This window comes from Psychromarinibacter halotolerans (genome assembly GCF_029168315.1).
Taxonomy (GTDB): domain Bacteria; phylum Pseudomonadota; class Alphaproteobacteria; order Rhodobacterales; family Rhodobacteraceae; genus Psychromarinibacter; species Psychromarinibacter halotolerans.
Genome location: NZ_JARGYD010000004.1, coordinates 356,558 through 377,635, shown reverse-complemented (window position 1 = coordinate 377,635; position 21,078 = coordinate 356,558). Strand labels below are relative to the sequence as shown.

Below are 21,078 nucleotides of genomic sequence, written 5' to 3'. Positions count from 1 at the left end.
CCTCAGGCCCCGCTCAGCTCAGCACCATCCAGGTGATGAAGATGACAATCCCCAGCACCATCGTGAAAGCGTATGTAAAGATGTACCCGGACTGCGCCCGGCCCGCGAGGCGGGTAAAGAACGGCACCACGCCCATCGCCAGCCCGTTCAGCGCGCCGTCGATGGTGCCCTGATCGCCGCGCCGCCACAGCAGCCCGCCAAGGGCCTTCGCCGGGCGCACGAAGACGAAATCGTAGATCTCGTCGAAGTACCACTTGTTCAGCAAGAACAGGTACAGCGGGCGCTGGTTCTCGGCCAGCCGCTTGGGCAGCGAAGTGTCGCGGATGTAGAACAGCCACGCCCCGAACAGACCGATCAGCATCGCGATAAAGGGCGACACCTTCACCCAAGCGGGCGAGTGGTGCGCGTCGTCCATGACGTGATTGTCCGGCGCCATGTAGATCGCGCCAGCCGTCCAGCCGCCCGCAACCTCGTGGCCGCCCTCGCCTTCCGCGACCTCGCCGTGATCCTCGGCACTTTCGGCCGCGACGGCCTCTTCGCCGGTGGTCTCGGTTTCGGCCTCTGCATGGTCGTCGCCTGCCACGGTGTCTTCGTGGTGCGCCGGGATGCCGAAGAAGCGGTTCACACGGTCATGGTCGCCGAAGAACGGCCCGTACCAGACCATGCCGGCGAGCACCGCACCCACCGCCAGAACGCCGAGCGGGATCAGCATGACCTTCGGGCTTTCGTGCGCGTGTTCGTGCGTGTGCTTGTCGCCGCGCGGCGTACCGAAGAAGGTCAGGAACATCAGCCGCCACGAATAGAAGCTGGTGAACATCGCCGCGATGACCAGCATCCAGAAGGCATAGGTGCCGACGCCGGTATGCGCGCCGAACGCGCTTTCGATGATCGCGTCCTTCGACAGGAAGCCTGCAAAGCCGATGTGGGTCAGCGGGATACCGACGCCGGTGATCGCCAGCGTGCCGATCAGCATCGCGTAATAGGTGTAGGGGATCTTCTTTCGAAGCCCGCCATAGTTTCGCATGTCCTGCTCGTGGTGCATCGCGTGGATGACCGAACCGGCGCCAAGGAACAGCATCGCCTTGAAGAAGGCGTGCGTGAATAGGTGGAACATCGCCGCCGAATAGACGCCGACGCCCGCCGCCACGAACATGTAGCCCAGCTGCGAACAGGTCGAATAGGCGATCACGCGCTTGATGTCGTTCTGGACCAGCCCGACGGTCGCCGCGAAGAACGCGGTGGTCGCGCCCAGCACGACGATGAAGGCGGTCGCCGCGGGGGCGAATTCGTACAGCGGCGACATCCGGCAGACCAGGAACACGCCCGCGGTCACCATCGTCGCGGCGTGGATCAGCGCCGACACCGGGGTCGGGCCTTCCATCGCGTCCGGCAGCCACGTGTGCAGCAGCAGCTGTGCCGACTTGCCCATCGCGCCGATGAACAGCAGCACGCCGATCAGGTTGGCCGCGTTCCATTCTGTCCACAGGAAGGTCAGGTTGGTCTGCGCCAGTTCCGGCGCCATGCCGAAGATGATGTCCATGTCGACGCTGTCGGTCAGGAAGAACAGCGCGAAGATGCCCAGCAGGAACCCGAAGTCACCGACGCGGTTGACGATGAAAGCCTTCATCGCTGCCGCGCCCGCGCTGGGTTTGCGGAAGTAGAAACCGATCAGCAGGTAGGACGCGACGCCCACGCCTTCCCAGCCGAAGAACATCTGGATCAGGTTGTCGGCTGTCACCAGCGACAGCATCGCGAAGGTGAAGAACGACAGATAGGCGAAGAACCGGGGACGGTAGCTTTCGCCTTCCTTGAAGTTCTCGTCATGCGACATGTAGCCGAAGGAATACAGGTGCACGAGCGCCGACACGGTGGTTACGACGATCAGCATGATCGCGGTCAGGCGGTCCAGCCGGATCGCCCATTCGGTCGCCAGCGTGCCGCTTTCGATGAAGCGGAAGATCGGGATCTGCTGCGCCTCTCCGTCGAAGGACAGGAACACCGCCCACGACAGGATACAGGCCAGAAACAGCAGGAAGGTCGCGGTCCACTGCGCGGCGTACTCGCCGATCAGCCGCCAGCCGAACCCGCAGATGATGGCGCCCAGCAGGGGGGCGAACAGGATGATGGGTTCCATCGCGGATCAGCCTTTCATCACGTTGACGTCTTCGACGTCGATGGTGCCCCGGTTGCGGAAGAAGCAGACCAGGATCGCCAGCCCGATCGCCGCCTCGGCCGCGGCGACCGTCAGCACGAACAGGGTGAACACCTGCCCGACCAGGTCGCCCAGGTAGGACGAGAAGGCGACGAAGTTGATGTTGACCGACAGCAGGATCAGTTCCAGCGACATCAGCAGGATGATCACGTTCTTCCGGTTCAGGAAGATGCCGAAGATGCCGATGACGAACAGTGCCGCGGCGACCGCCAGGTAGTGTTCAAGTCCGACCATTGCGTCCCTCAAGTCTCTTTTTCTTTTCACGCCGCCGCCGGATGGCGGTGACGCACAGTGCCACCAGTCCCAGCAGAGGCAGAAGCGGAGCGAACTGGTTCATCACCCCGCCCCCCTTCGTGTCCTGCCGGCCGTCGCCGTCCCGTCGCGCCGCACGGACGCCGCCGGAACCGGCCGGATCATTTCGCCCCCGCCGAACCGGGGTAATACGCCTTGCACCCGCACCCAAGGTCGAACCGTCGATCGGACGGCGCCCCGTGGTTCGAGATGCCGATCGCCCGGCCCGAGACCGGTACGATCGCCGCATTTTTCAGTCCGCTTGCGCGCTCCACGATCTCGGTCAGTGGCAGCGGTGCCCCGGCGGCAGAGGCCGCTTCGACGGCGTTCTGCAGGTCTGTCCACTGGCCCGGCGGGATCGGGGCGGGAAATTCGATCAGGCCGGACGGCCCGAAGATCGCGGCCTGATCCGCGTTGCAGTCGACCACGATGGTGGTCTGACGCGCCGCGCAAGCGTGGCCGTCCCAATACACTTTCTGGACGTAGCCTTTGCCCAGATCCACGGCGGCAGAGACACCTTCGTCCTCGATCCCGTCGTCGAAATAGGTGATCCCGCAGGTGCCGAACCGCATATTCTCGCGGCCTTCCATGTACACCATCTCGCACGCCCCGGCAGCGCCGGCGACCAGAGCCGCAGCAGCCGCAAAGACCGGAAGGGTGACATTGAGGGCCGCAGCGGTCATTCCGCCCACCCCGCCATCAGATCGCAGGCACAATCACCGAACTCGTTGCGCGACATGCGGACGCCGGCGCCTTGCAGGGCCATCTCGTCGCCGATCTGGCGCATCGTGTACCGACCCGCGCCGAATACCATATCCTCGAACCGGGACCGCGCCGGTTGCTGGTCGCCCCGCGGCAGGACCACCAAAAGTTCGCTGCCAGAGCGGCAGTGCTGCAGCACGTAGCGATCCGGCTTGCCAGTGTCCGAGTGGAACACCTCGAGCACGGCGAAACCATCGCCAGCCTCGCTCAGGAAAGCCGGGTCCATCGTCGCCGTTTCTTGGCCAAGCGGCACGAACCGACCGGCCGCGCCGTCCCAATAACAGGGCGGCGGCGGCGCCAGCGCGTCCGCGGCGGTGGCCGCAAGGGCCATCAGGGATATGGAGGCCAGAAGCCTCAAAGGCCCTGCCCCGGTTTCACGTCGCGCACTTCCATCGCCTTGGCCGGGTCGCGGTACATCTGCGCCAGCACGTTCTGGCGCTTGACCCATGTGCGGTGGCGCAGTGTCAGGACGATCGCCCCGACCATCGCGACCAGCAGGATCAGGCCCGCAAGCTGGAACATCAGGATGTATTTGTCGTAAACCAGCGCGCCCAAGGCCGCGGTGTTGTGCAGTTCGGCCACGTCGGGCGCCACGGCGGCCCGCAGGCCCATCGCGCCATCGGCGAAGGTCCAGCTGCCGTAGACCAGCCCCAGTTCCATCAACAGGACGACGCCGATCAGCAACGCCAGCGGCATATAGCGCGCCATCTCGGCCTTGAGCTCGGCAAAGTCGACGTCCAGCATCATGACCACGAACAGGAACAGCACCGCCACGGCGCCGACGTAGACGATGATCAGAAGCATCGCCACGAACTCGGCCCCCAGCAGGACGAACAGCCCGGCGGCCGACAGGAACGCGAGGATCAGCCATAGAACCGAGTGCACCGGGTTGCGGCTGACCACGGTCATCAGGCCCGAGGCCAGCACCGCGATGGCGAACACGTAGAATGCGAAGTCGGCGACGGTCATGCTTGTCCCTCCTGCCCCGCGCTCATGACCTCGCGGGCGAGGTTCATCGCCTTGGTCATCGCGGGAACGCCGCCGAACATGCCGGCCAGCGAGATGGTCTCGGTGATTTCCTGCTCTGTCGCGCCGGCCTCAAGGGCATGGCGGACGGTCAGCCGGATCTGAGCCTCGGCCTGCGCGCCGAGGATGGTCAGGCCCTGAAGCGTCAGAAGCAGCTTGTTCTTCGCGCTCAGGCCTTCGGGATTCCATGTCTTGCCCCAGAACGCTTCCATCACGTCCTTGGGCATCACCGGCCACATCTTCTCGATCGCGGCGGGGGTGAAGGATTCCATGATCGGACCCATCGCCTTGGACCAGTCCTGCCCCATCTTCATGAGGTCCTCGAACGGGTTCTTCGGTCCGTCGGTCATGCGAAACCCTCCGTGACGCCTGCGACGGCGCCCGAATGCTCTGTGCAAATCCGCCGGCTGGCGCCGGGATATGTCAGGCCCCGGCGGGTCATCGGTAAGGTGCGTCCAGTTCCAGGTTGCGGGCGATCTCGGCTTCCCAGCGTTCGCCGTTCTCCAGCAGCTTTTCCTTGTTGTAGTAAAGCTCTTCGCGGGTTTCGGCGGCGAACTCGAAGTTCGGTCCCTCGACGATGGCGTCCACCGGGCAGGCTTCCTGACAGAAACCGCAGTAGATGCATTTCGTCATGTCGATGTCATAGCGCGTCGTCCGGCGGCTGCCGTCCTCGCGCGGTTCGGCGTCGATCGTGATCGCCTGCGCCGGGCAGATCGCCTCGCACAGCTTGCAGGCGATGCAGCGTTCCTCGCCATTCGGATACCGGCGCAGCGCGTGCTCGCCGCGGAAGCGCGGCGACAGCGGGCCCTTTTCGTGCGGGTAGTTGATCGTCTCTTTCGGCGCGAAGAAGTACTTAAACCCCAGCCGGAAGCCGGCGATGAAATCCGACAGCAGGAAGTACTTGGTGGCGCGGTTCCAGTCGATCTGGGTCATTGCAACCCTCCGGTCGTTTGGGCGGCAGCGACCGCCCGGAATTTAGCAAGCATCCGCATCCTCAGCCCCCGATCGCCCAGCGGGCATAGGCGCCGCCAAACCAGCCGAAGTGCGCGGCGAAGGACACGAACACCACCCAGCCCAGCGACAGCGGCAGGAACACCTTCCAGCCGATCCGCATCAGCTGGTCATAGCGGTAACGGGGGGTGATCGCCTTCACCATCGCGAAGAGGAAGAAGAAGAACAGCATCTTCGCGACCATCCACAGCGCGCCGTCCGGCAGGCCGGGGATCGGCGACAGCCAGCCGCCGAAGAACAGCAGCGAGGTCAGCGCGCAGATCAGGAAGATCGCAAAGTATTCACCGGCCATGAACAGCAGGAACGGCGTCGACGAGTATTCCACCTGATAGCCGGCGACCAGTTCCGATTCCGCTTCCGGCAGGTCGAACGGCGGACGGTTGGTTTCGGCAAGGCCAGAGATGAAGAACAGGAAGACCATCGGCAGGTGCGGCAGCCAGAACCAGCTGAACAAGCCAAAGCTGCCATCCTGCGCCGCGACGATCTCGCCAAAGTTCAGCGACCCGGCCGAGATGACGATGCCGATGATGATCAGGCCCAGCGACACCTCATAGCTGTTCATCTGCGCGGCGGACCGCAGCGAGCCGAGGAATGGGTATTTCGAGTTCGACGCCCAGCCGCCCATGATCACGCCGTACACTTCCAGCGACGAGATCGCGAAGACGTACAGGATGGCGACGTTGATGTCCGACAGCACCCAGCTGGTGTTGAACGGGATCACGGCCCACGCGGCCATCGGCAACGCGAAAGACAGGATCGGGGCGATGAAGAACACCGCCCGGTCGGCGCCCGCGGGCACGACAATTTCCTTCAGGACCAGCTTGAGCATGTCGGCGGCCGACTGCAGCAGCCCCCAAGCCCCCACCACGTTGGGACCGCGGCGCATCTGGACGGCGGCCCAGATCTTGCGGTCCGCGTAGAGGATGAAATAGGCCGACAGAAGCAGGAAGACCGCCATCAGCAGGCACTGCGCCAGGATGATGATCGTTATGCCAAGCCCGGTCGAAAAGAAGTCTGCCATATGTCCACTCACACCGTCGGTATGCCGGTTTCCGCGCAGTTCGCCACCGTGACCTCTGCGTCTATGGTACTGAGTCCGCGCGGTAGTCCGGGTGAGACGGTGTAAACCGCATCTCCCTTCCAAACGCCACCCTCTTCGGCGACATTTGTGCGGACATGCCGCGCAAAGCCGAAGCCACGGATCAATGCGTATTGTGCCGCGGCACAGTCGGCGTAGGCCGTCACGTCCTCGCCGGTCCGCGCGCCGCGCATGGCGACTTGGAACTCGACAAGGTCATCCTCCAGAAGCCGGGTCTCGATGCCGCGGTATTCGGGGTTGAACGGAGCGCGGTCGACGGTCTCGGGGCGCGGCCCGTCCCCGGTCGAGGCACCGGCACAGGCGGCAAGCCCGCCCAGCCCGATGACCCCTGCTATGACCCTTGCGCCGACCACCGTCCCGGCCCTATTCCGCCGCCACCGCCGTGGTGGCACGCGCCTTGGCCCGCGCGCTTAGCTCGGCCATCAGCGCCGAGGCCCGCGCGATCGGGTTGGTCAGCCAGAAGTCGCGGATCGCCGGGCGGAAGCTGGCATCGCCCAGCTTGCCCTGCTCGACCGCCTGCCATTCGTTGGCAGGGACTGCACCCACGGTTTTCAGCACCGGCGCCGCCTCGATCAGTGCGCGGCGCAGTTGCGCCAGACTGTCGTAGGGCAGCGTCGCGTCCAGTTCTGCCGACAGCGCCCGCAGGATGGCCCAGTTCTCTTTCGCCTCGCCCGGCGGGAAGCTGGCGCGCATCGCAAGCTGCGGCCGACCCTCGGTGTTGACGAACAGGCCGTTCTCTTCGGTATAGGCGGCGCCCGGCAGGATGATGTCGGCGCGGTGCGCGCCCCGGTCGCCGTGGCTGCCCTGGTAGATCACGAAGGGACCGTCGGCGATCTCGACCTCGTCCGCACCAAGGTTATAGACCACCTCGGCCCCGTCCAGCGCGGCGTCCATGCCGCCTTCGGTCACGGCACCCACGTCCATCGCGCCGACACGGCCAGCGGCGGTGTGCAGCACCATGAACTTCGACTCGGTCAGTTCGGCGACCTTCATCGTGGCGCCCAGCACGGCAGAGCCGTCAGCCTCGGAAAGCGCGCCCTGGCCGATGATGACCACGGTGTCCTTGCCCTTGGCGTTCTTGTGGTCCTTTTCGACCAGCGCCTGCAGGTCGGACCGCTGATTGCCGTAATGGGTGTAGTCATAGGTCAGGTCGGCCGCCTCGCCCACCATCGCAACGCGTGCGCCGTTCAGCCACGCCTTGCGGATGCGGGCGTTCAGCACCGGCGCTTCCTCGCGCGGGTTGGTGCCGATCAGCAGGATGACGGCGGCCGTGTCCACATCCTCGATCGAGGCGGTGCCCACATAGCCGGACCGGTTGCCCGCCGGAAGCTTCGCGCCGTCGGTGCGGCACTCGACGTTGCCGCCCAGCCCCTCGACCAGACCTTTCAGCGCAAAGGCGGCCTCGGCCGGGGCAAGATCGCCCACAAGGCCCGCGACCTTCTTGCCCTTCATCGCGGCGGCGGCTTTCGACAGCGCCTCTCCCCACGTGGCGGGGCGCAGCTTGCCGTTCTCGCGCACATAGGGCTTGTCCAGCCGCTGGCGGCGCAGGCCGTCCCAGACGAAGCGGGTCTTGTCGCTGATCCACTCTTCGTTGATGCCGTCGTGGTTGCGCGGCAGGAACCGCATCACTTCGCGGCCCTTGGTGTCGACCCGGATGTTCGACCCCAGCGCGTCCATCACGTCGACGCTTTCGGTCTTGGTCAGTTCCCACGGGCGGGCGGTAAAGGCATAGGGCTTCGACACCAGCGCGCCCACCGGGCACAGGTCGATGATGTTGCCCTGCATGTTGGAATCGAGCGTCTGGTTCAGATAGCTCGTGATCTCGGCATCCTCGCCCCGGCCGGTCTGGCCCATCTGGCTGATGCCCGCCACCTCGGTGGTGAAGCGGACGCAGCGGGTGCACGAGATGCAGCGCGTCATATGCGTTTCGACCAGCGGGCCGAGGTCCAGATCGTCCACCGCGCGCTTCGGCTCGCGGAAGCGGCTGAAGTCGACGCCGTAGGCCATCGCCTGATCCTGCAGGTCGCATTCGCCGCCTTGGTCGCAGATCGGACAGTCCAGCGGGTGGTTGATGAGCAAAAACTCCATCACCCCTTCGCGGGCCTTCTTCACCATCGGCGAATTGGTCTTGATGACAGGCGGCTCGCCATCCTTGCCGGGGCGCAGGTCACGCACCTGCATCGCACAGGATGCGGCCGGTTTCGGGGGTCCGCCCACCACTTCGACAAGGCACATCCGGCAGTTGCCTGCGATCGACAGCCGCTCGTGATAGCAGAACCGGGGGATCTCGATCCCGGCCTGTTCGCAGGCCTGGATCAGCGTCATCGCCGGATCGACTTCTATCTCGTTGTCGTCAATGATGATTTTCCGAAGATCGGTCATGGGTTGGTTCCCTTCGGATCGGCCTGCCGCTGCAGCGACTAGCTTATCGGTTGGTGCGAGACGCACGGCCCCGCCATTCTGCCTTTGGCTATTTCCTCCAGCCCGGTATTGCAAGACCTTAGCGCCCGTGATCGCCGCAGCGCAGCGCCCAAAAGCACCAACTCCGTCGCGGAAGCCGCGCTTTCGGGCTATCCAAAGAAACTTGCCGTTTCATGAAGGAATGCCGCTTCCAAGCTCCGTTGACCGCAGCAAAGGCGCCGCCCCGCGGTCAGGGCACCAAATCGCGGCGGTCGACGCGACGTCGCAACGGGGTTCAAGATGCCGGGCACCCGAACGCGACTCGGCCGCCTCGCGTCATGCGGGCGGCCGGTCGCTTAAGAAAATGTGATGAAGGGCGGCGGCCCCGGGACGCGGTGCGGGTCAGTTCGCGCGCAGCAGGTATCCCGTCAGGGTGTTCTTCTCGATCTCTGCCAGTCCCAGCCGGCAATAGCTTTGCGCGTCGCCCTCTGTGACGCCGTTCTTCGCAAGGTAGGCATCGCGCATTTGCTTCAGCTTTTCCTTGGCTTCCGGGCTTTTGCGCATCGCGGTGATGTCGTCCTGCGAATAGCCCAGTTTCAGGGCATAGCTTTCCAGCTCTTTCACCCGCACCACAACGCGAAACATCCGCGCGCTGATCGAAGGGCAGTTGTTCCGGATCTCGTCGCCCACGGCGGCGGCGAAGAACTCGCGCACGACGCGGGGATCGTCCTCTAGCGGCGGCAGGGCCATCGCGGCGCCCGCGCTGGCCGTGACAAGGACGGCGGCAAGGGTTGTCTTCAGGATCTTCTGCATCGGTCTACTCCGGGCCTGTACGTACCACACGCCCCGCAGGACGTTGCCTGCACTCCGGTTCGGACGGGGCGGTCGGATCACTAGGCCCGACTTCCCCCATCCGGTCCAGACACGAGGGCTTGAACGATAAGGTTGGGCGGCACGTCGCCGTTTTCCAGCCCTTCCGGCCCACAATCGATCACGAAAAGTTACGCAATCAGCGTGCCGTACACGATCCGCGCAAGGTCACCGAGTCGTCGGTGATCGGAAGTTGGTCCAGCGGTGTGTCGGGGCCGATGGCCCACGCGGTCTCGGAGCTGCCGAACCGGCGCAGGCAATAGACCGTCGCGCGGTAGCGCCCGGCTTCCAGTGCCATTTCGGGGTCGGCCCGGAACGGCCGCACCGTGATCGTCAGATCGCGCCGCGCCTCGCCGTCGATGTCCAGCCGCGACCGATAGGTCACGCCGTTCACCTCTAGCCGGTTGGACCCGCGCGCGCTGGCGCTGCCGATCCCGACCGCGCCGCCGACATTGCGGGCAACACCGCAGCCAGCCACCGCGACAAGAAGCGAGCCGATGACAAGGCCGCGCACAAGGCGACCGGCGGCGGGCGAACTGATCGTCTTGAAGGTCATGCTTACTCCGCCGCGACCGCGCTGACGCGTCCGGTTTTCTTGGCCTTGATGCGATCCTCGATCTCTTCGCGGAAGTGACGGATCAACCCCTGGATCGGCCAGGCCGCCGCATCGCCAAGCGCGCAGATCGTGTGGCCCTCGACCTGCTTGGTCACGTCGAACAGCATGTCGATTTCTTCGATCTCGGCGTCGCCTGTCACCAGACGGTCCATCACGCGCATCATCCAGCCGGTGCCTTCCCGGCAGGGCGTGCACTGGCCGCAGCTTTCGTGCTTGAAGAACTTCGACAGCCGCCACACGGCCTTCACCACGTCGGTCGACTGGTCCATCACGATCATGCAGCCGGTGCCGAAGCTGGACTTATTCTCGCGCATCCAGTCGAAATCGAAGATCGCGTCGTCCAGCGCCTCTTTCGGCAGGACCGGGCAGGACGCGCCGCCGGGGATGATGGCCTTTAGGTTGTCCCAGCCGCCGCGGATGCCGCCGCCGTGGGTTTCGATGATCTCGCGCACGGACATCGACATCGATTCCTCGAACACGCAGGGCGTGTTCACATGCCCGGTCAGGCCCATCAGCTTGGTGCCCGCGTTGTTCGGACGGCCAAAGCTGGAAAACCAGTCCGGCCCGCGCCGCAGGATGGTCGGCACGACGGCGATGGATTCCACGTTGTTCACCGTGGTCGGGCAGCCATACAGGCCCGCGCCCGCCGGGAACGGCGGCTTCATGCGCGGCATCCCCTTGCGGCCTTCAAGGCTTTCCAGCAGCGCCGTTTCCTCGCCGCAGATATAGGCGCCCGCGCCGTGGTGCAGGTACAGGTCGAAATCCCAACCCGAGCCGGCTGCGTTGCCGCCCAGAAGGCCGGCTTCGTACGCCTCGTCGATGGCAGCCTGCAGCGCCTCGCGCTCGCGGATGTATTCGCCGCGAATGTAGATATAGGCCGCGTTCGCCCCCATCGCGAAGGACGCGATCAGCGCCCCCTCGACCAGCGTGTGCGGATCATGGCGCATGATCTCGCGGTCCTTGCAGGTCGCCGGCTCGGATTCGTCCGCGTTGATGACAAGGTAAGCCGGGCGACCGTCGCTTTCCTTCGGCATGAAGGACCATTTCAGGCCGGTCGGGAAACCCGCCCCGCCCCGACCGCGCAGGCCAGAGGCCTTCACCTGGTCGATGATCCAGTCCCTGCCCTTCTGGATGATTCCCGCAGTGCCGTCCCAGTGACCGCGCTTCTTCGCGCCGTCCAACGTGCGGTCGTGCATCCCGTAAAGGTTGGTAAAGATGCGGTCCTTGTCGGCAAGCATGTCCGGTTACCCTTCGTTGTCCCGGCGTTTCCGCCAGATCTGATACGTCACGATGAATGCCCACAAAAAGGCGGCAAGCGCCAGCAGGTCGAACAGCAGGACGGTGCGGGCCGTCAGCCCGAACCGCGCCCCTGCGAACTGGGCGCCCATCCACAGCACGAGCGTCGCGATGATCACCACCGCCACCGTCCGAGACTGTCTTGCCTGCGCCTTCTGCCTGCCCGTGGGCTCTGTCATCGTCACTCCTAGTAGACCTCGCCCTTGTCGACGCGGCTAGAGAACTCTGTGTCTCCGCCCGCGGCGAGGATCTTTGCCTGTTCCACCCAGTCATCGCGGCTGACGCGGCCACGAAACCCTTTCAGGTTCTGGTCCATCCATGCGACCTGGGAAGGTCCCCAGCCCGCGATCTGGTCGAAGTGATAGACACCAAGCGAGTGCAACAGCTCTTCCAGCTTGGGGCCTACACCCTTGATTTCCTTCAGGTTGTCCGCACCGCCATCGCGCGGGGCCGGCATCATCTCGGGCTGTTCGCCCTCTCCCTCGTCCGCCGGGTCCGCCGACGTCTTCGGGCTTTTGTCCAGTGGCGCCTCGGCCGGGGCCGTGGCGACGGTCTGTTCCGGCGCGGCCGAAATCGGTTCCGGCGCAGGCTCGGGGTCGGGCTCCGGCGCGGGCGCGGGCGCGGCTTCGGGCGTTGGCGCAGGCTCTGGCGTCTTCTCCGGCTGGGCGGCGCGGAACGGCGCGGGATCTTCCGCCATCGCGTTCAGGCCGGTGCCGGCGCCCGTGCTGTCGGTCTGCGGACCGGACGTGCCGGACGACGCCGGGGCGGCCGTGGCGCTGTGCGCCGTCGTGCCGCCGTACCCGTAGTACAGGATCAGGAACACCATGCCCCCGACGACCAGCCCCATCAGCAGCGCGCCGATGAAGGCGTGGGTCACCAGCAGCCAGAGGCCCAGCAACACGAGCAGCCCAACAACGCCGGAAATCACCAGCATCGCTTCGGTAGAAAGTCCTTTACGTCCGTCAGCCATATCGTCCCTCTCCCATGTCGCGTTACGCGTGCATGGGATCAGTATTTAGCGCGTTTCGAGAATTCTGTCTCTCCCCCGGCGGCAAGCACCTTGGCCTGCTTGACCCACTGGTCGCGGGTCACGCGGCCTTTGAACCCTTCGAGGTTGTCGTCCACCCACGCGATTTCCTCGGCGGTCCAGCTGGCGACCTGATCGTAGTGGTAGAAGCCCAGCGAGTGCAGAAGCGACTCGAGCTTGGGGCCTACGCCTTTGATTTTCTTCAGATCGTCCGCCTTGCCCTCGCGGGCGCCGTCCAGTGCTGCCGGGCGCTTCGCGTCCTCGGGCTTGACCTTCTTGGCGGCCTCGGTCACGGCATCGGCCTCTGCATCGGTGTCAGCAGGAGACTCCGACGGGGTCGCCGCGCCCGGAGCCTTGGTGTTCGGCACGTTGCCGGACACGTCGGATTCGGGCTTGGCCGCGCTATCGTCGCTGGAAATCTCGCGCGCGTCGACGCCGGTTTCGTCGGCGGGGACGTCCTCGGACGGGCGCGGATGCGTGGTGGCTTCCTTCTGCGCCTCGATCTCGGCGTCGGTGGTGTCGTTGCGGCGCCACGGCGTGGTCAGCGGCACCTCGGTCCCATCGATCCGCTTGACGGTATCGCCGATCTCAAGCGCCAGCGCGACCGAGGCGTTGTGCGCCTCGCGGTTCTCGGCATACTCGGTCAGCACGTTCGGCCCGCCCTTCGCCTCGGACGAGAAGCGGCCGTTCTGCGGGCCCGGCGTCGGAACGCGGCCTGCGGCGAACTCGTCAAGGATCTTGCCGAAGCTCTCGGCCGTCAGATCCTCGTAATAGTCCTTGCCGATCTGGGCCATCGGCGCGTTCGAACAGGCGCCAAGGCACTCGACCTCTTCCCACGAGAACTTGCCGTCCTCGGACACGGCGTGCGGCTGGGCGGCAATCTTGTCGCGGCAGACGGCCATCAGGTCTTCTGCGCCGCAGATCATGCAGGACGTGGTGCCGCAGACCTGAATATGCGCAACGCTGCCAACCGGTTGCAGCTGGAACATGAAGTAGAAGGTCGCCACTTCGAGCGCGCGGATATAGGCCATGTCCAGCATCTCGGCGACCGCCTCGATCGCGGGGCGGCTCAGCCAGCCTTCCTGTTCCTGCGCGCGCCACAGCAGCGGAATGATCGCCGACGCCTGACGGCCTTCGGGATACTTGCTGATCTGGCCCTCGGCCCAAGCCTGGTTGGCCGGCGTGAAGGCGAAGCTTTCGGGTTGGTCGTGATAGAGACGGCGGAGCATGGTCTGTCCTTATCCGTTGCAGTCCGAGAGGCTGACCGTCATGTCCGCCTCGTCAACAGTGAGTTCGCCGGACGTCACCAGCGTCTCGAACACCCCGGCCAGCGCCACGTCGACCGGCGCGCGAGCGGCGGCTTGATCGGCAACGCCCAGCCCGTCGAGAACCGAAACGACGATGTCGCCCTGCGCGGCCATCTGGTCCGAGAAATCCACGGTGCAGCCCGACTCTGTGAAGTGCGTCCGCACCAGGTCTGCCAGTTGGGCATCGGTCACCACGCCAACACCGGGCACGGTATGTCCGGCGATGTCGGGGGTGCAGTCCTTCAGGCGCACGACGCCGGCCTGAATGTCCGGGTCGATCAGGCCGCCTTTGACCATCGCAAGCGAGACGGGCTGGATACGATCCTGAAGATCGTCATGCAGCACCTCGGCCTCGTCCACCGACAGGCCCAGCGCGGCGCCGAAATGCGACATGATCCGGCGATCCGTCGCCTCTTCGTCGACCATGCTCAGTTCGCAACCGCTGGCCCGAAACAGGTCGGTAAACAGCGCCTCGATCCGGGTTTCGGGCATCTCCGCGATTTCGGACCGCAGCGTTTCGATCCGCGCGTCATCGGCCGCAGCCGCCGCGTGGGCCGACAGCAGGCAGATCAGCGCGATCCCCGCGCCCGCCCGTCTCATGCCCGGCCTCCGCCCAGTAGGCCGATCAGCCCCATTGGTGCGGCGCCGGGAAACGGCACCGGGCTGGCCATCACAGCGGCGCCAGACGCGGGCGCGTGGAAGCTGTTCGGCAATAGCGCCAGCAGCAACACCAGAACCGTCACCGTCATCAGCGGTCGACCTCGCCGAACACGATATCCATCGTACCGATGATCGCCGCGACGTCCGCAAGCTGGTGGCCGCTGGCCACGTAGTCCATCGACTGCAGGTGCAGGTAGCCCGGCGCGCGCAGCTTGGCCTTGTACGGCTTGTTGGTGCCGTCCGACACGATGTACACGCCGAACTCGCCCTTCGGCGCCTCGACCGCGGCGTAGGCTTCGCCAGCCGGGACGTGGAACCCTTCGGTGTACAGCTTGAAGTGGTGGATCAGGGCTTCCATCGACTGTTTCATGTCGCCCCGTTTAGGCGGGGTCAGCTTGCCGCGCGCCAGCACGTCGCCCTGCCCTTCCGGCGCCGACAACTTCTCGATCGCTTGCCGGATGATCTTCACGCTTTCGCGCATCTCCTGCATCCGGACCAGATAGCGGTCATAGCAATCGCCGTTCTTGCCGACGGGAATGCCGAATTCGAATTCGTCGTAGCATTCGTAGGGCTGGCTACGGCGCAGGTCCCATGCAAGACCCGACCCGCGCACCATGACGCCGGAATAGCCCCAATCAAGAACATCCTGTTCGGTGATGATGCCGATGTCCGCGTTGCGCTGCTTGAAGATCCGGTTCTCGGTCAGCAGGCCGTCGATGTCGTCCAGCAGCTTCTCGAACGGATCACACCACGCGTCGATATCCGCCAGCAATTCGGGCGGCAGGTCCTGGTGGACGCCGCCGGGGCGGAAATAGGCCGCGTGCAGGCGGGCGCCGCAGGCACGTTCGTAGAACACCATCAGCTCTTCGCGGGCGGTAAAGCCCCACAGCGGCGGCGTCAGCGCACCGACGTCCATCGCCTGCGTGGTCACGTTCAGAAGGTGGTTCAGGATGCGCCCGATTTCCGAGAACAGCACCCGGATCAGGCTGGCGCGGCGCGGCACGACGGTGCCGGTCAGCTTTTCGATCGCCATGCACCAAGCGTGTTCCTGGTTCATCGGCGCGACATAGTCGAGACGATCCAGGTACGGCAGGTTCTGCAGGTAAGTGCGGCTTTCCATCAGCTTCTCGGTGCCACGGTGCAGCAGGCCGATATGCGGGTCCACACGCTCGACGATCTCGCCGTCAAGTTCCAGCACCAGACGAAGAACGCCGTGTGCCGCAGGGTGTTGCGGGCCGAAGTTGATGTTGAAGTTGCGGATCTTCTGTTCGCCCGTCTGGGTGTCGACAGACCCGTCGTCGTACTTGTGGGGAACGGTGCCGTCCATCATTTCGCGGCCTCCTTCTCGTCACCCGGAAGGATATAGTTCGCGCCTTCCCACGGGGACATGAAATCGAACTGCCGGTATTCCTGCACCAGCTTCACCGGCTCGTAGACCACGCGCTTCTCGGCCTCGTCGTAGCGGACCTCGACATAGCCGGTGGTCGGGAAATCCTTGCGCAGCGGGTGACCGCGAAAGCCGTAGTCGGTCAGCAGGCGCCGCAGGTCCGGGTGCCCGGTGAACAGGATGCCGTACATGTCGAACACCTCGCGCTCGAACCAGTTCGCGGCGGGGTAGACTTCGACGATCGAGGCGGCTTTCTCGTCCTCGCGCACGGCCGCGCGGATGCGGATGCGCTGGTTCTGGTACATCGACAGGAAGTGATAGACGAGGTCGAACCGCGCCTCGCGCTCGGGGTAGTCGATGGCGGTGATGTCCACCAAGGTCGAGAACCGGCAGGTTTGGTCGTTCTTCAGGAATTCGACGAAGCTGACGATCGAGGACAGCGAGACCTCGACGTTCAGTTCACCGAAGGCGACGTTCCATCCCAGTACGCAATCGGGGCGCTTCAGCTCGATATGCTGGCCCAGTTCCTTCAACGCATCCGACATGGCTTACCTCGCGATCGTTCCGGTGCGGCGGATCTTGCGCTGCAACGCGAGGATCCCGTACAGCAGCGCCTCGGCCGTCGGCGGGCAGCCGGGCACGTAGACATCCACCGGCACGATCCGGTCGCAGCCGCGCACCACCGAATAGCTGTAGTGATAGTAGCCGCCGCCATTGGCGCAGGATCCCATCGAGATCACATAACGCGGTTCCGGCATCTGGTCGTAGACCTTGCGCAGCGCGGGGGCCATCTTGTTGGTCAGCGTGCCCGCGACGATCATCAGGTCCGACTGGCGCGGACTGGCGCGCGGCGCGGTGCCGAAGCGTTCGATGTCATAGCGCGGCATCGAGGTCTGCATCATCTCGACGGCGCAGCAGGCAAGCCCGAAGGTCATCCAGTGCAGCGAGCCGGTGCGCGCCCAGTTGATGATGTCCTCGGTCGAGGTCAGCAGAAAGCCCTTATCCTGCAGCTCGCGGTTCAGCGCCTGAGTCGCAACCTCGCGGTCGCCCCCGGCGTCGTTCAGCGCGGTGCTTACTCCCATTCCAGGGCTCCCTTCTTCCACTCGTAGGCGAAGCCCACCGTCAGCACGCCAAGAAAGACCATCATCGACCAGAACGCCGTGTCCGACATCCCGTTGAACGACACGGCCCATGGGAACAGGAACGCGACTTCGAGGTCGAAGATGATGAACAGGATCGAGACGAGGTAGAACCGCACGTCGAATTTCATGCGGGCGTCGTCGAAGGCGTTGAAACCACATTCATAGGCCGACACCTTTTCAGGATCCGGGTTCCTGACGGCCAGCAGGGCCGCGGACAGGATCAGGACCAGCCCCAGCCCGACGGCCACGGCGATGAAAAGGAGGATCGGAAGGTACTCTGTAGCGAGAGATTGCACGTACTGGCTCCTTCACATGGCGGGCAAGTGCACTTGCAGCACAGCCATAAACCCGCCCCCCCGAAGGGTCAACCGACAGCCGGATGACCCGTTTGTGAGAAGCGGGGATTCTGTCATCCCCTCCCTAGCCTGCGCCGCCGGGGGTTTCCAAGGGCTTAAGCGCCGCACCCGACGTGCTTGCCGCGACGCCCATGCCGTCTTTCGCGGCCCGTCGGGCCACATCCCCGGCGCGCAATCGGCGGCGGTGCGGGTTCCGGCGCTAGGCCTCCCACGGTTCGTAGAAGTCCCTCTCGTACAGCAGGTCCACCCCGACGGGAGGCAGTGCCGCCTGAAACGCGGGGCGTTCGGCAAGGCGTTCGTACCAGCGGGTCAGTTCGGGGAAATCGTCCGTCCGGGCGAAATGCCGCCCCATGTAAACCGCCTGCCCCACCCCGATATCCGCAGCAGAGAAGCCTCCGGTCAGCAGGTGATCGCGGTTTTCCACCGGCGTCGACAACCGGCCTTCGATGGCGGCATAGCATTTCTCAAGCCGCATCTTCTCCAGCTTCATGACGACAGGCGACCGCATCGAGTCGTCGTACAGCGCGACATGCTGCTGGGTCAGCGCGGCGGTATGCTGGCTGACCGTTTCAGCAAAGTGCAGCCATGTCAGATACTCGGCCCGGTCCAGCGCGCCGACCGGACGGCCAAGCCCGGCCTCGGGGAACCGTTCGCACAGATATTCGGCAATCGCACCGCTTTCGAACATGACGTCGCCGTCGATCTCCAGCGCGGGAACACGGCCGGCGGGGTTCAGGGTGCGGTACTCGGGCGACCGCAGGGTGCGGTCGAACGGGTAGACCACCAGTTCGAAGTCCACGCCAAGTTCATTCAGCAGCCACAAGCTGCGCATCGAGCGTGTCTGGTGACAATGGTGCAACCGGATCATCCGTGCTCTCCTTCGGGATCAGTCGGGATCTATCAAGGCCGGGCGGCCGCACCCTGATGGGCCGACCCCTTCGGTAGATTGTGGCGCACGCGGCGCAAGGCAAGGGTCAATCGCGCCGCCAACCGCCGCCCAGCAGCGTTTCAGCCTCGCGGGTCATCGCCGCGACGATGTCGGCGGCAGGCTGGACTGAACCGATCATCCCCGTCGCCTCGCCCACGAAGGTATTGGCGACAGAGACGTCGCCAGCCTCCCACGCCGCGACCCACTGCGGCGCGACCGTGTCCGCGGCGGCGACAAGACCGTCCAGGTCATCGTGCCAGCGGTCGGTGAACGGGTTCTTCAGCACCCGGCAGGAATAGCGTCCCGGCCACGGCAGCCGCCGCGCGACGTCCATCACGGACGTGCGGATCGTGTCGTCGCCCGTGGCCTCCACCGCCGCCGCCAGCATCGACGGATGCACCAGCGCCTCGCGCGTGGCCCACAGGCGCGAGCCCACAACCACACCGTCGGCGCCCAGCATCAGCGCGGCGGCAAGCCCGCGTCCATCCGCAATACCACCCGCCGCCAACAGCAGGGTGTCCGGCGCGTTCTTCGCCAGCCAGTCGGCAATCTCGGGAACCAGCGTCATGGTCGCGCGTTTCTCGCCGTGACCGCCCGCCTCGGCGCCCTGCGCCACGATCACCTCGGCCCCGGCCTCGGCGGCGCGCCGGGCATCGCGCAGCGTCTGAACCTGCACGATCATCGGCACACCCGCCGCATGGATCTTGTCCGCGAAGGGCATCGGATCCCCGAAGCTGAGGAAAACCGCCGTCGGGCTTCGGTCCAGCACCCGGTCCAGCAGGTCCGGCGCGGTCTTCAGCGCATCCGACAAGGCCCACGTGATGAAGCCGCAGCCAACCGTGGCGTTTCCCGCCTTGGCAAACTGGTCGTCTATCCACGCGGCGTCGCAATAAGACCCGCCGATCAGCCCCATGCCACCGGCACCAGCCACCGCCGCGGCCAGCCTGCCCCCGGCGACCTTCGCCATCGGGGCCAACACAATTGGCGTTTCAAGGCCGAACCGCCGGGTCAGTCGCGTCTCGATCACTCGCACCATGCTCCTTCGCCGACGGGCTGCACGATTCCAGCGCTCAGCATCGCGGATGCCACGTCGTTGCCGTCCGCCACTACGCGCAGGCGTCCCGCAGGCACGGGCTCGGGTGCTGGCGCCGCCTCAGCGGCTTCGGGCGCCTCCTCGCCGGACGTATCGGCAACATCTGCGGGCAAGTCTTCATCGGTTTCGGCGGCGTCGTCCTCCGGCGGCGCATCGGCAACCGGCACCACCGATCCCGGCCCCCGCAACTCCACCACGTCCGCCGCGAACAACAGCTTGCGTAACTCGAGACTGGCAACGAAAGCAGAGCTGAACTCGGCCCAGCAGCCCGGCGCCAGCATCGACGGCGCATCGTAACCCGCCACCGTTTCCGGCAAGGCCGCGCCATCCGGGCAGGCGGTGACCAGCCGACCGGCATCAAGCACCACGCGCACGGCGCAACCGCCCTCGGGCGCCTTGGCAAGACCGTTGGCAAAATCCGCGCCCGGCCCAGCCAGCCCAAGGATCACGGCCACAGCGATGACAAACCGCAGCAACCGGCCCACGACCGAACGCCGCCGCGGCGGCCGCGACCCGCGCCCGCCACCACCGCCAGACGCCTGCGACGGCGCGGTACGGTAGTCGGGGCGCCAGTCCTTGTATCGGCTGTGTTCCCACGTCTTGCCTGCCGGACCCGAAGGTCCCTTGCCGCCGCTCATTCCGTCCTCCCGGGGCCCATTCGGCCCCAGCCTCTACCTTAGGACGATCGAGTGCAAGGCGGGATCCGCCGTCGCGATCCGCACCACGGCAACCCGTGTCAGGCCGAGGCCGACTCGGGCGGCGGCAGCATCCGCCGCGCCATCAGCCAGCGTTGCCGATAGGCATACCGCGCGGCCCGCGCCACATCGGCCTGGAACGAGGCATTGACCGTCGCCGCGACAAGGCCGCCGACGATGGGAACGATCTGCCCGGCCTTGCGGGCGGCCAAAGACAGGCCAAGCTGCCGGGCGACCCGCTCGATCAGCTTGTCGGTCACCCACTTGCCACCCTTCTCCAGCAGGATCTTCGCCTCGGGCGAGGACAGTTCGCGCGCCAAGGCGTTCAACCCGTCCACCGCCTGCTCGCGGTTCTCGCTCGCCATAGAGGTCGCGACCTCCAGCACCATCAGCCGGAAGGCCCGCTCTCCCTCGTCGTCGCCATAAAACCCATAGGCGGCGCCGGTCGCGCGCACGCAGCGCGCTGACAGCGCCACGGTGGCGGGCACGTCGACCGCAAGGCCAGCCGCGCCGAACCACCCGGCGGCGCCGCCGGTGGCAGCGCTGCCGCCCTGCGACCACGACTGCACCCGCAACGCGGCGCGGTCGCAGGCAAGGATGTCGTCGGTGTCGTGCCGTTTCAACTCGCCCGGGATCGTCAGGCCCGCCGCCCGATCCGCCTGCCGCAGCGCATGCCGCACGACTCCCGCCGGGATCATCCGGCCAATCACGCCGCTGACCGGCGCCGTCAACCGCTCGGCCCCGCGCCCCAGCCGGGTGGCCCGGCGCTTTTCAAACTCGCGCTGCGCGTCGATCGCCTGCCGCACCGCCTCGGGGATGCCGCCCGGCCCCGCCGGCGGTTTCCGCTGGTCCGTCATGCTGCCGCCCTCTGTTCACCGATCATGGCCGCACCTCCATGCG

At 65.7% G+C, this 21,078-nt stretch carries 26 protein-coding genes; all 26 read right to left on the bottom strand.

Annotation, left to right across the window (positions count from 1 at the left end; all coding sequences use genetic code 11):
- Positions 1-13: 13 nt before the first annotated feature.
- A complete protein-coding gene (gene nuoL / locus P1K30_RS12955; protein ID WP_275633165.1) occupies positions 14-2,134 on the bottom strand; it encodes an NADH-quinone oxidoreductase subunit L in 2,121 nt (706 codons plus the stop codon).
- 6 nt (positions 2,135-2,140) lie between these two features.
- Entirely contained in the window at positions 2,141-2,446 is a 306-nt protein-coding gene (gene nuoK / locus P1K30_RS12950; protein WP_275633164.1) for an NADH-quinone oxidoreductase subunit NuoK, read from the bottom strand.
- 179 nt (positions 2,447-2,625) lie between these two features.
- A complete protein-coding gene (locus P1K30_RS12945) occupies positions 2,626-3,186 on the bottom strand; it encodes a hypothetical protein (protein ID WP_275633163.1) in 561 nt (186 codons plus the stop codon).
- A complete protein-coding gene (locus tag P1K30_RS12940; RefSeq protein WP_275633162.1) occupies positions 3,183-3,596 on the bottom strand; it encodes a hypothetical protein in 414 nt (137 codons plus the stop codon). Before P1K30_RS12940 ends, P1K30_RS12945 begins: the two co-directional genes overlap by 4 nt.
- A 23-nt stretch (positions 3,597-3,619) precedes the next feature.
- Complete coding sequence (locus tag P1K30_RS12935; protein WP_275633161.1) at positions 3,620-4,234, bottom strand: NADH-quinone oxidoreductase subunit J; 615 nt, start codon at positions 4,232-4,234, stop codon at positions 3,620-3,622.
- Positions 4,231-4,641 carry a carboxymuconolactone decarboxylase family protein gene (locus P1K30_RS12930; RefSeq protein WP_275633160.1) on the bottom strand — a complete coding sequence of 137 codons (411 nt, stop codon included), beginning with the start codon at positions 4,639-4,641 and terminating at the stop codon, positions 4,231-4,233. Before P1K30_RS12930 ends, P1K30_RS12935 begins: the two co-directional genes overlap by 4 nt.
- Before the next feature lie 88 nt (positions 4,642-4,729).
- Positions 4,730-5,224, bottom strand: coding sequence for an NADH-quinone oxidoreductase subunit NuoI (gene nuoI / locus P1K30_RS12925; RefSeq protein WP_275633159.1), 495 nt, complete (start codon positions 5,222-5,224; stop codon positions 4,730-4,732).
- A gap of 61 nt (positions 5,225-5,285) precedes the next feature.
- The gene (gene nuoH, locus P1K30_RS12920; RefSeq protein WP_275633158.1) at positions 5,286-6,323 is read right to left on the bottom strand and encodes an NADH-quinone oxidoreductase subunit NuoH; all 1,038 of its coding nucleotides are present in this window, start codon (positions 6,321-6,323) and stop codon (positions 5,286-5,288) included.
- 8 nt (positions 6,324-6,331) lie between these two features.
- Positions 6,332-6,754, bottom strand: coding sequence for a hypothetical protein (locus tag P1K30_RS12915; protein WP_275633157.1), 423 nt, complete (start codon positions 6,752-6,754; stop codon positions 6,332-6,334).
- Positions 6,755-6,764: 10 nt separating this feature from the next.
- Entirely contained in the window at positions 6,765-8,783 is a 2,019-nt protein-coding gene (gene nuoG / locus P1K30_RS12910) for an NADH-quinone oxidoreductase subunit NuoG (protein WP_275633156.1), read from the bottom strand.
- A 420-nt stretch (positions 8,784-9,203) separates the two neighbouring features.
- Complete coding sequence (locus P1K30_RS12905; protein WP_275633155.1) at positions 9,204-9,614, bottom strand: DUF5333 domain-containing protein; 411 nt, start codon at positions 9,612-9,614, stop codon at positions 9,204-9,206.
- 196 nt (positions 9,615-9,810) lie between these two features.
- Complete coding sequence (locus tag P1K30_RS12900; protein ID WP_275633154.1) at positions 9,811-10,227, bottom strand: hypothetical protein; 417 nt, start codon at positions 10,225-10,227, stop codon at positions 9,811-9,813.
- Positions 10,228-10,229: 2 nt separating this feature from the next.
- Positions 10,230-11,525: an NADH-quinone oxidoreductase subunit NuoF gene (gene nuoF, locus P1K30_RS12895; protein WP_275633153.1), complete on the bottom strand. Its 1,296-nt coding sequence runs from the start codon at positions 11,523-11,525 to the stop codon at positions 10,230-10,232.
- Between the two features lie 6 nt (positions 11,526-11,531).
- Positions 11,532-11,762 (bottom strand): DUF5337 family protein, encoded by a 231-nt coding sequence (locus P1K30_RS12890; protein WP_275633152.1) that lies wholly within the window; start codon positions 11,760-11,762, stop codon positions 11,532-11,534.
- An 8-nt stretch (positions 11,763-11,770) separates the two neighbouring features.
- Positions 11,771-12,553, bottom strand: a complete 783-nt coding sequence (locus P1K30_RS12885) for a hypothetical protein (protein WP_275633151.1) — start codon at positions 12,551-12,553, stop codon at positions 11,771-11,773.
- 38 nt (positions 12,554-12,591) lie between these two features.
- The gene (locus P1K30_RS12880) at positions 12,592-13,839 is read right to left on the bottom strand and encodes an NADH-quinone oxidoreductase subunit E (protein ID WP_275633150.1); all 1,248 of its coding nucleotides are present in this window, start codon (positions 13,837-13,839) and stop codon (positions 12,592-12,594) included.
- A gap of 9 nt (positions 13,840-13,848) precedes the next feature.
- Positions 13,849-14,517, bottom strand: a complete 669-nt coding sequence (locus P1K30_RS12875; RefSeq protein ID WP_275633149.1) for a hypothetical protein — start codon at positions 14,515-14,517, stop codon at positions 13,849-13,851.
- Positions 14,514-14,666 carry a hypothetical protein gene (locus P1K30_RS12870; protein WP_275633148.1) on the bottom strand — a complete coding sequence of 51 codons (153 nt, stop codon included), beginning with the start codon at positions 14,664-14,666 and terminating at the stop codon, positions 14,514-14,516. Before P1K30_RS12870 ends, P1K30_RS12875 begins: the two co-directional genes overlap by 4 nt.
- Entirely contained in the window at positions 14,666-15,907 is a 1,242-nt protein-coding gene (locus P1K30_RS12865; protein ID WP_275633147.1) for an NADH-quinone oxidoreductase subunit D, read from the bottom strand. Before P1K30_RS12865 ends, P1K30_RS12870 begins: the two co-directional genes overlap by 1 nt.
- Entirely contained in the window at positions 15,904-16,509 is a 606-nt protein-coding gene (locus tag P1K30_RS12860) for an NADH-quinone oxidoreductase subunit C (protein ID WP_275633146.1), read from the bottom strand. The genes P1K30_RS12865 and P1K30_RS12860 overlap by 4 nt, the downstream gene beginning before the upstream one ends.
- 3 nt (positions 16,510-16,512) lie before the next feature.
- Positions 16,513-17,046: a NuoB/complex I 20 kDa subunit family protein gene (locus P1K30_RS12855; RefSeq protein WP_275633145.1), complete on the bottom strand. Its 534-nt coding sequence runs from the start codon at positions 17,044-17,046 to the stop codon at positions 16,513-16,515.
- The gene (locus P1K30_RS12850) at positions 17,037-17,402 is read right to left on the bottom strand and encodes an NADH-quinone oxidoreductase subunit A (protein ID WP_275633144.1); all 366 of its coding nucleotides are present in this window, start codon (positions 17,400-17,402) and stop codon (positions 17,037-17,039) included. The genes P1K30_RS12855 and P1K30_RS12850 overlap by 10 nt, the downstream gene beginning before the upstream one ends.
- Positions 17,403-17,661: 259 nt before the next feature.
- Positions 17,662-18,330 carry a glutathione S-transferase family protein gene (locus P1K30_RS12845; RefSeq protein WP_275633143.1) on the bottom strand — a complete coding sequence of 223 codons (669 nt, stop codon included), beginning with the start codon at positions 18,328-18,330 and terminating at the stop codon, positions 17,662-17,664.
- Positions 18,331-18,436: 106 nt separating this feature from the next.
- Positions 18,437-19,417 carry an NAD(P)H-dependent flavin oxidoreductase gene (locus tag P1K30_RS12840; RefSeq protein WP_338052363.1) on the bottom strand — a complete coding sequence of 327 codons (981 nt, stop codon included), beginning with the start codon at positions 19,415-19,417 and terminating at the stop codon, positions 18,437-18,439.
- Entirely contained in the window at positions 19,414-20,121 is a 708-nt protein-coding gene (locus P1K30_RS12835; RefSeq protein ID WP_275633142.1) for a hypothetical protein, read from the bottom strand. Before P1K30_RS12835 ends, P1K30_RS12840 begins: the two co-directional genes overlap by 4 nt.
- 98 nt (positions 20,122-20,219) lie before the next feature.
- A complete protein-coding gene (locus P1K30_RS12830) occupies positions 20,220-21,035 on the bottom strand; it encodes an EcsC family protein (protein ID WP_275633141.1) in 816 nt (271 codons plus the stop codon).
- Positions 21,036-21,078: the final 43 nt, after the last annotated feature.

What these genes read in the sequence shown, in the direction of transcription:
- P1K30_RS12835 (WP_275633142.1), bottom strand. Translation starts at nt 20,121, where the DNA reads ATGAGCGGCGGCAAGGGACCTTCGGGTCCGGCAGGCAAGACGTGGGAA.
- nuoL (WP_275633165.1), bottom strand. Translation starts at nt 2,134, where the DNA reads ATGGAACCCATCATCCTGTTCGCCCCCCTGCTGGGCGCCATCATCTGC.
- P1K30_RS12855 (WP_275633145.1), bottom strand. Translation starts at nt 17,046, where the DNA reads ATGGGAGTAAGCACCGCGCTGAACGACGCCGGGGGCGACCGCGAGGTT.
- P1K30_RS12875 (WP_275633149.1), bottom strand. Translation starts at nt 14,517, where the DNA reads ATGAGACGGGCGGGCGCGGGGATCGCGCTGATCTGCCTGCTGTCGGCC.
- P1K30_RS12870 (WP_275633148.1), bottom strand. Translation starts at nt 14,666, where the DNA reads ATGACGGTGACGGTTCTGGTGTTGCTGCTGGCGCTATTGCCGAACAGC.
- nuoK (WP_275633164.1), bottom strand. Translation starts at nt 2,446, where the DNA reads ATGGTCGGACTTGAACACTACCTGGCGGTCGCCGCGGCACTGTTCGTC.
- P1K30_RS12880 (WP_275633150.1), bottom strand. Translation starts at nt 13,839, where the DNA reads ATGCTCCGCCGTCTCTATCACGACCAACCCGAAAGCTTCGCCTTCACG.
- P1K30_RS12845 (WP_275633143.1), bottom strand. Translation starts at nt 18,330, where the DNA reads ATGATCCGGTTGCACCATTGTCACCAGACACGCTCGATGCGCAGCTTG.
- nuoI (WP_275633159.1), bottom strand. Translation starts at nt 5,224, where the DNA reads ATGACCCAGATCGACTGGAACCGCGCCACCAAGTACTTCCTGCTGTCG.
- nuoG (WP_275633156.1), bottom strand. Translation starts at nt 8,783, where the DNA reads ATGACCGATCTTCGGAAAATCATCATTGACGACAACGAGATAGAAGTC.
- P1K30_RS12890 (WP_275633152.1), bottom strand. Translation starts at nt 11,762, where the DNA reads ATGACAGAGCCCACGGGCAGGCAGAAGGCGCAGGCAAGACAGTCTCGG.
- P1K30_RS12885 (WP_275633151.1), bottom strand. Translation starts at nt 12,553, where the DNA reads ATGGCTGACGGACGTAAAGGACTTTCTACCGAAGCGATGCTGGTGATT.
- P1K30_RS12900 (WP_275633154.1), bottom strand. Translation starts at nt 10,227, where the DNA reads ATGACCTTCAAGACGATCAGTTCGCCCGCCGCCGGTCGCCTTGTGCGC.
- P1K30_RS12830 (WP_275633141.1), bottom strand. Translation starts at nt 21,035, where the DNA reads ATGACGGACCAGCGGAAACCGCCGGCGGGGCCGGGCGGCATCCCCGAG.
- nuoH (WP_275633158.1), bottom strand. Translation starts at nt 6,323, where the DNA reads ATGGCAGACTTCTTTTCGACCGGGCTTGGCATAACGATCATCATCCTG.
- P1K30_RS12930 (WP_275633160.1), bottom strand. Translation starts at nt 4,641, where the DNA reads ATGACCGACGGACCGAAGAACCCGTTCGAGGACCTCATGAAGATGGGG.
- P1K30_RS12860 (WP_275633146.1), bottom strand. Translation starts at nt 16,509, where the DNA reads ATGTCGGATGCGTTGAAGGAACTGGGCCAGCATATCGAGCTGAAGCGC.
- P1K30_RS12945 (WP_275633163.1), bottom strand. Translation starts at nt 3,186, where the DNA reads ATGACCGCTGCGGCCCTCAATGTCACCCTTCCGGTCTTTGCGGCTGCT.
- P1K30_RS12905 (WP_275633155.1), bottom strand. Translation starts at nt 9,614, where the DNA reads ATGCAGAAGATCCTGAAGACAACCCTTGCCGCCGTCCTTGTCACGGCC.
- P1K30_RS12865 (WP_275633147.1), bottom strand. Translation starts at nt 15,907, where the DNA reads ATGATGGACGGCACCGTTCCCCACAAGTACGACGACGGGTCTGTCGAC.
- P1K30_RS12935 (WP_275633161.1), bottom strand. Translation starts at nt 4,234, where the DNA reads ATGACCGTCGCCGACTTCGCATTCTACGTGTTCGCCATCGCGGTGCTG.
- P1K30_RS12940 (WP_275633162.1), bottom strand. Translation starts at nt 3,596, where the DNA reads ATGGCCCTTGCGGCCACCGCCGCGGACGCGCTGGCGCCGCCGCCGCCC.
- nuoF (WP_275633153.1), bottom strand. Translation starts at nt 11,525, where the DNA reads ATGCTTGCCGACAAGGACCGCATCTTTACCAACCTTTACGGGATGCAC.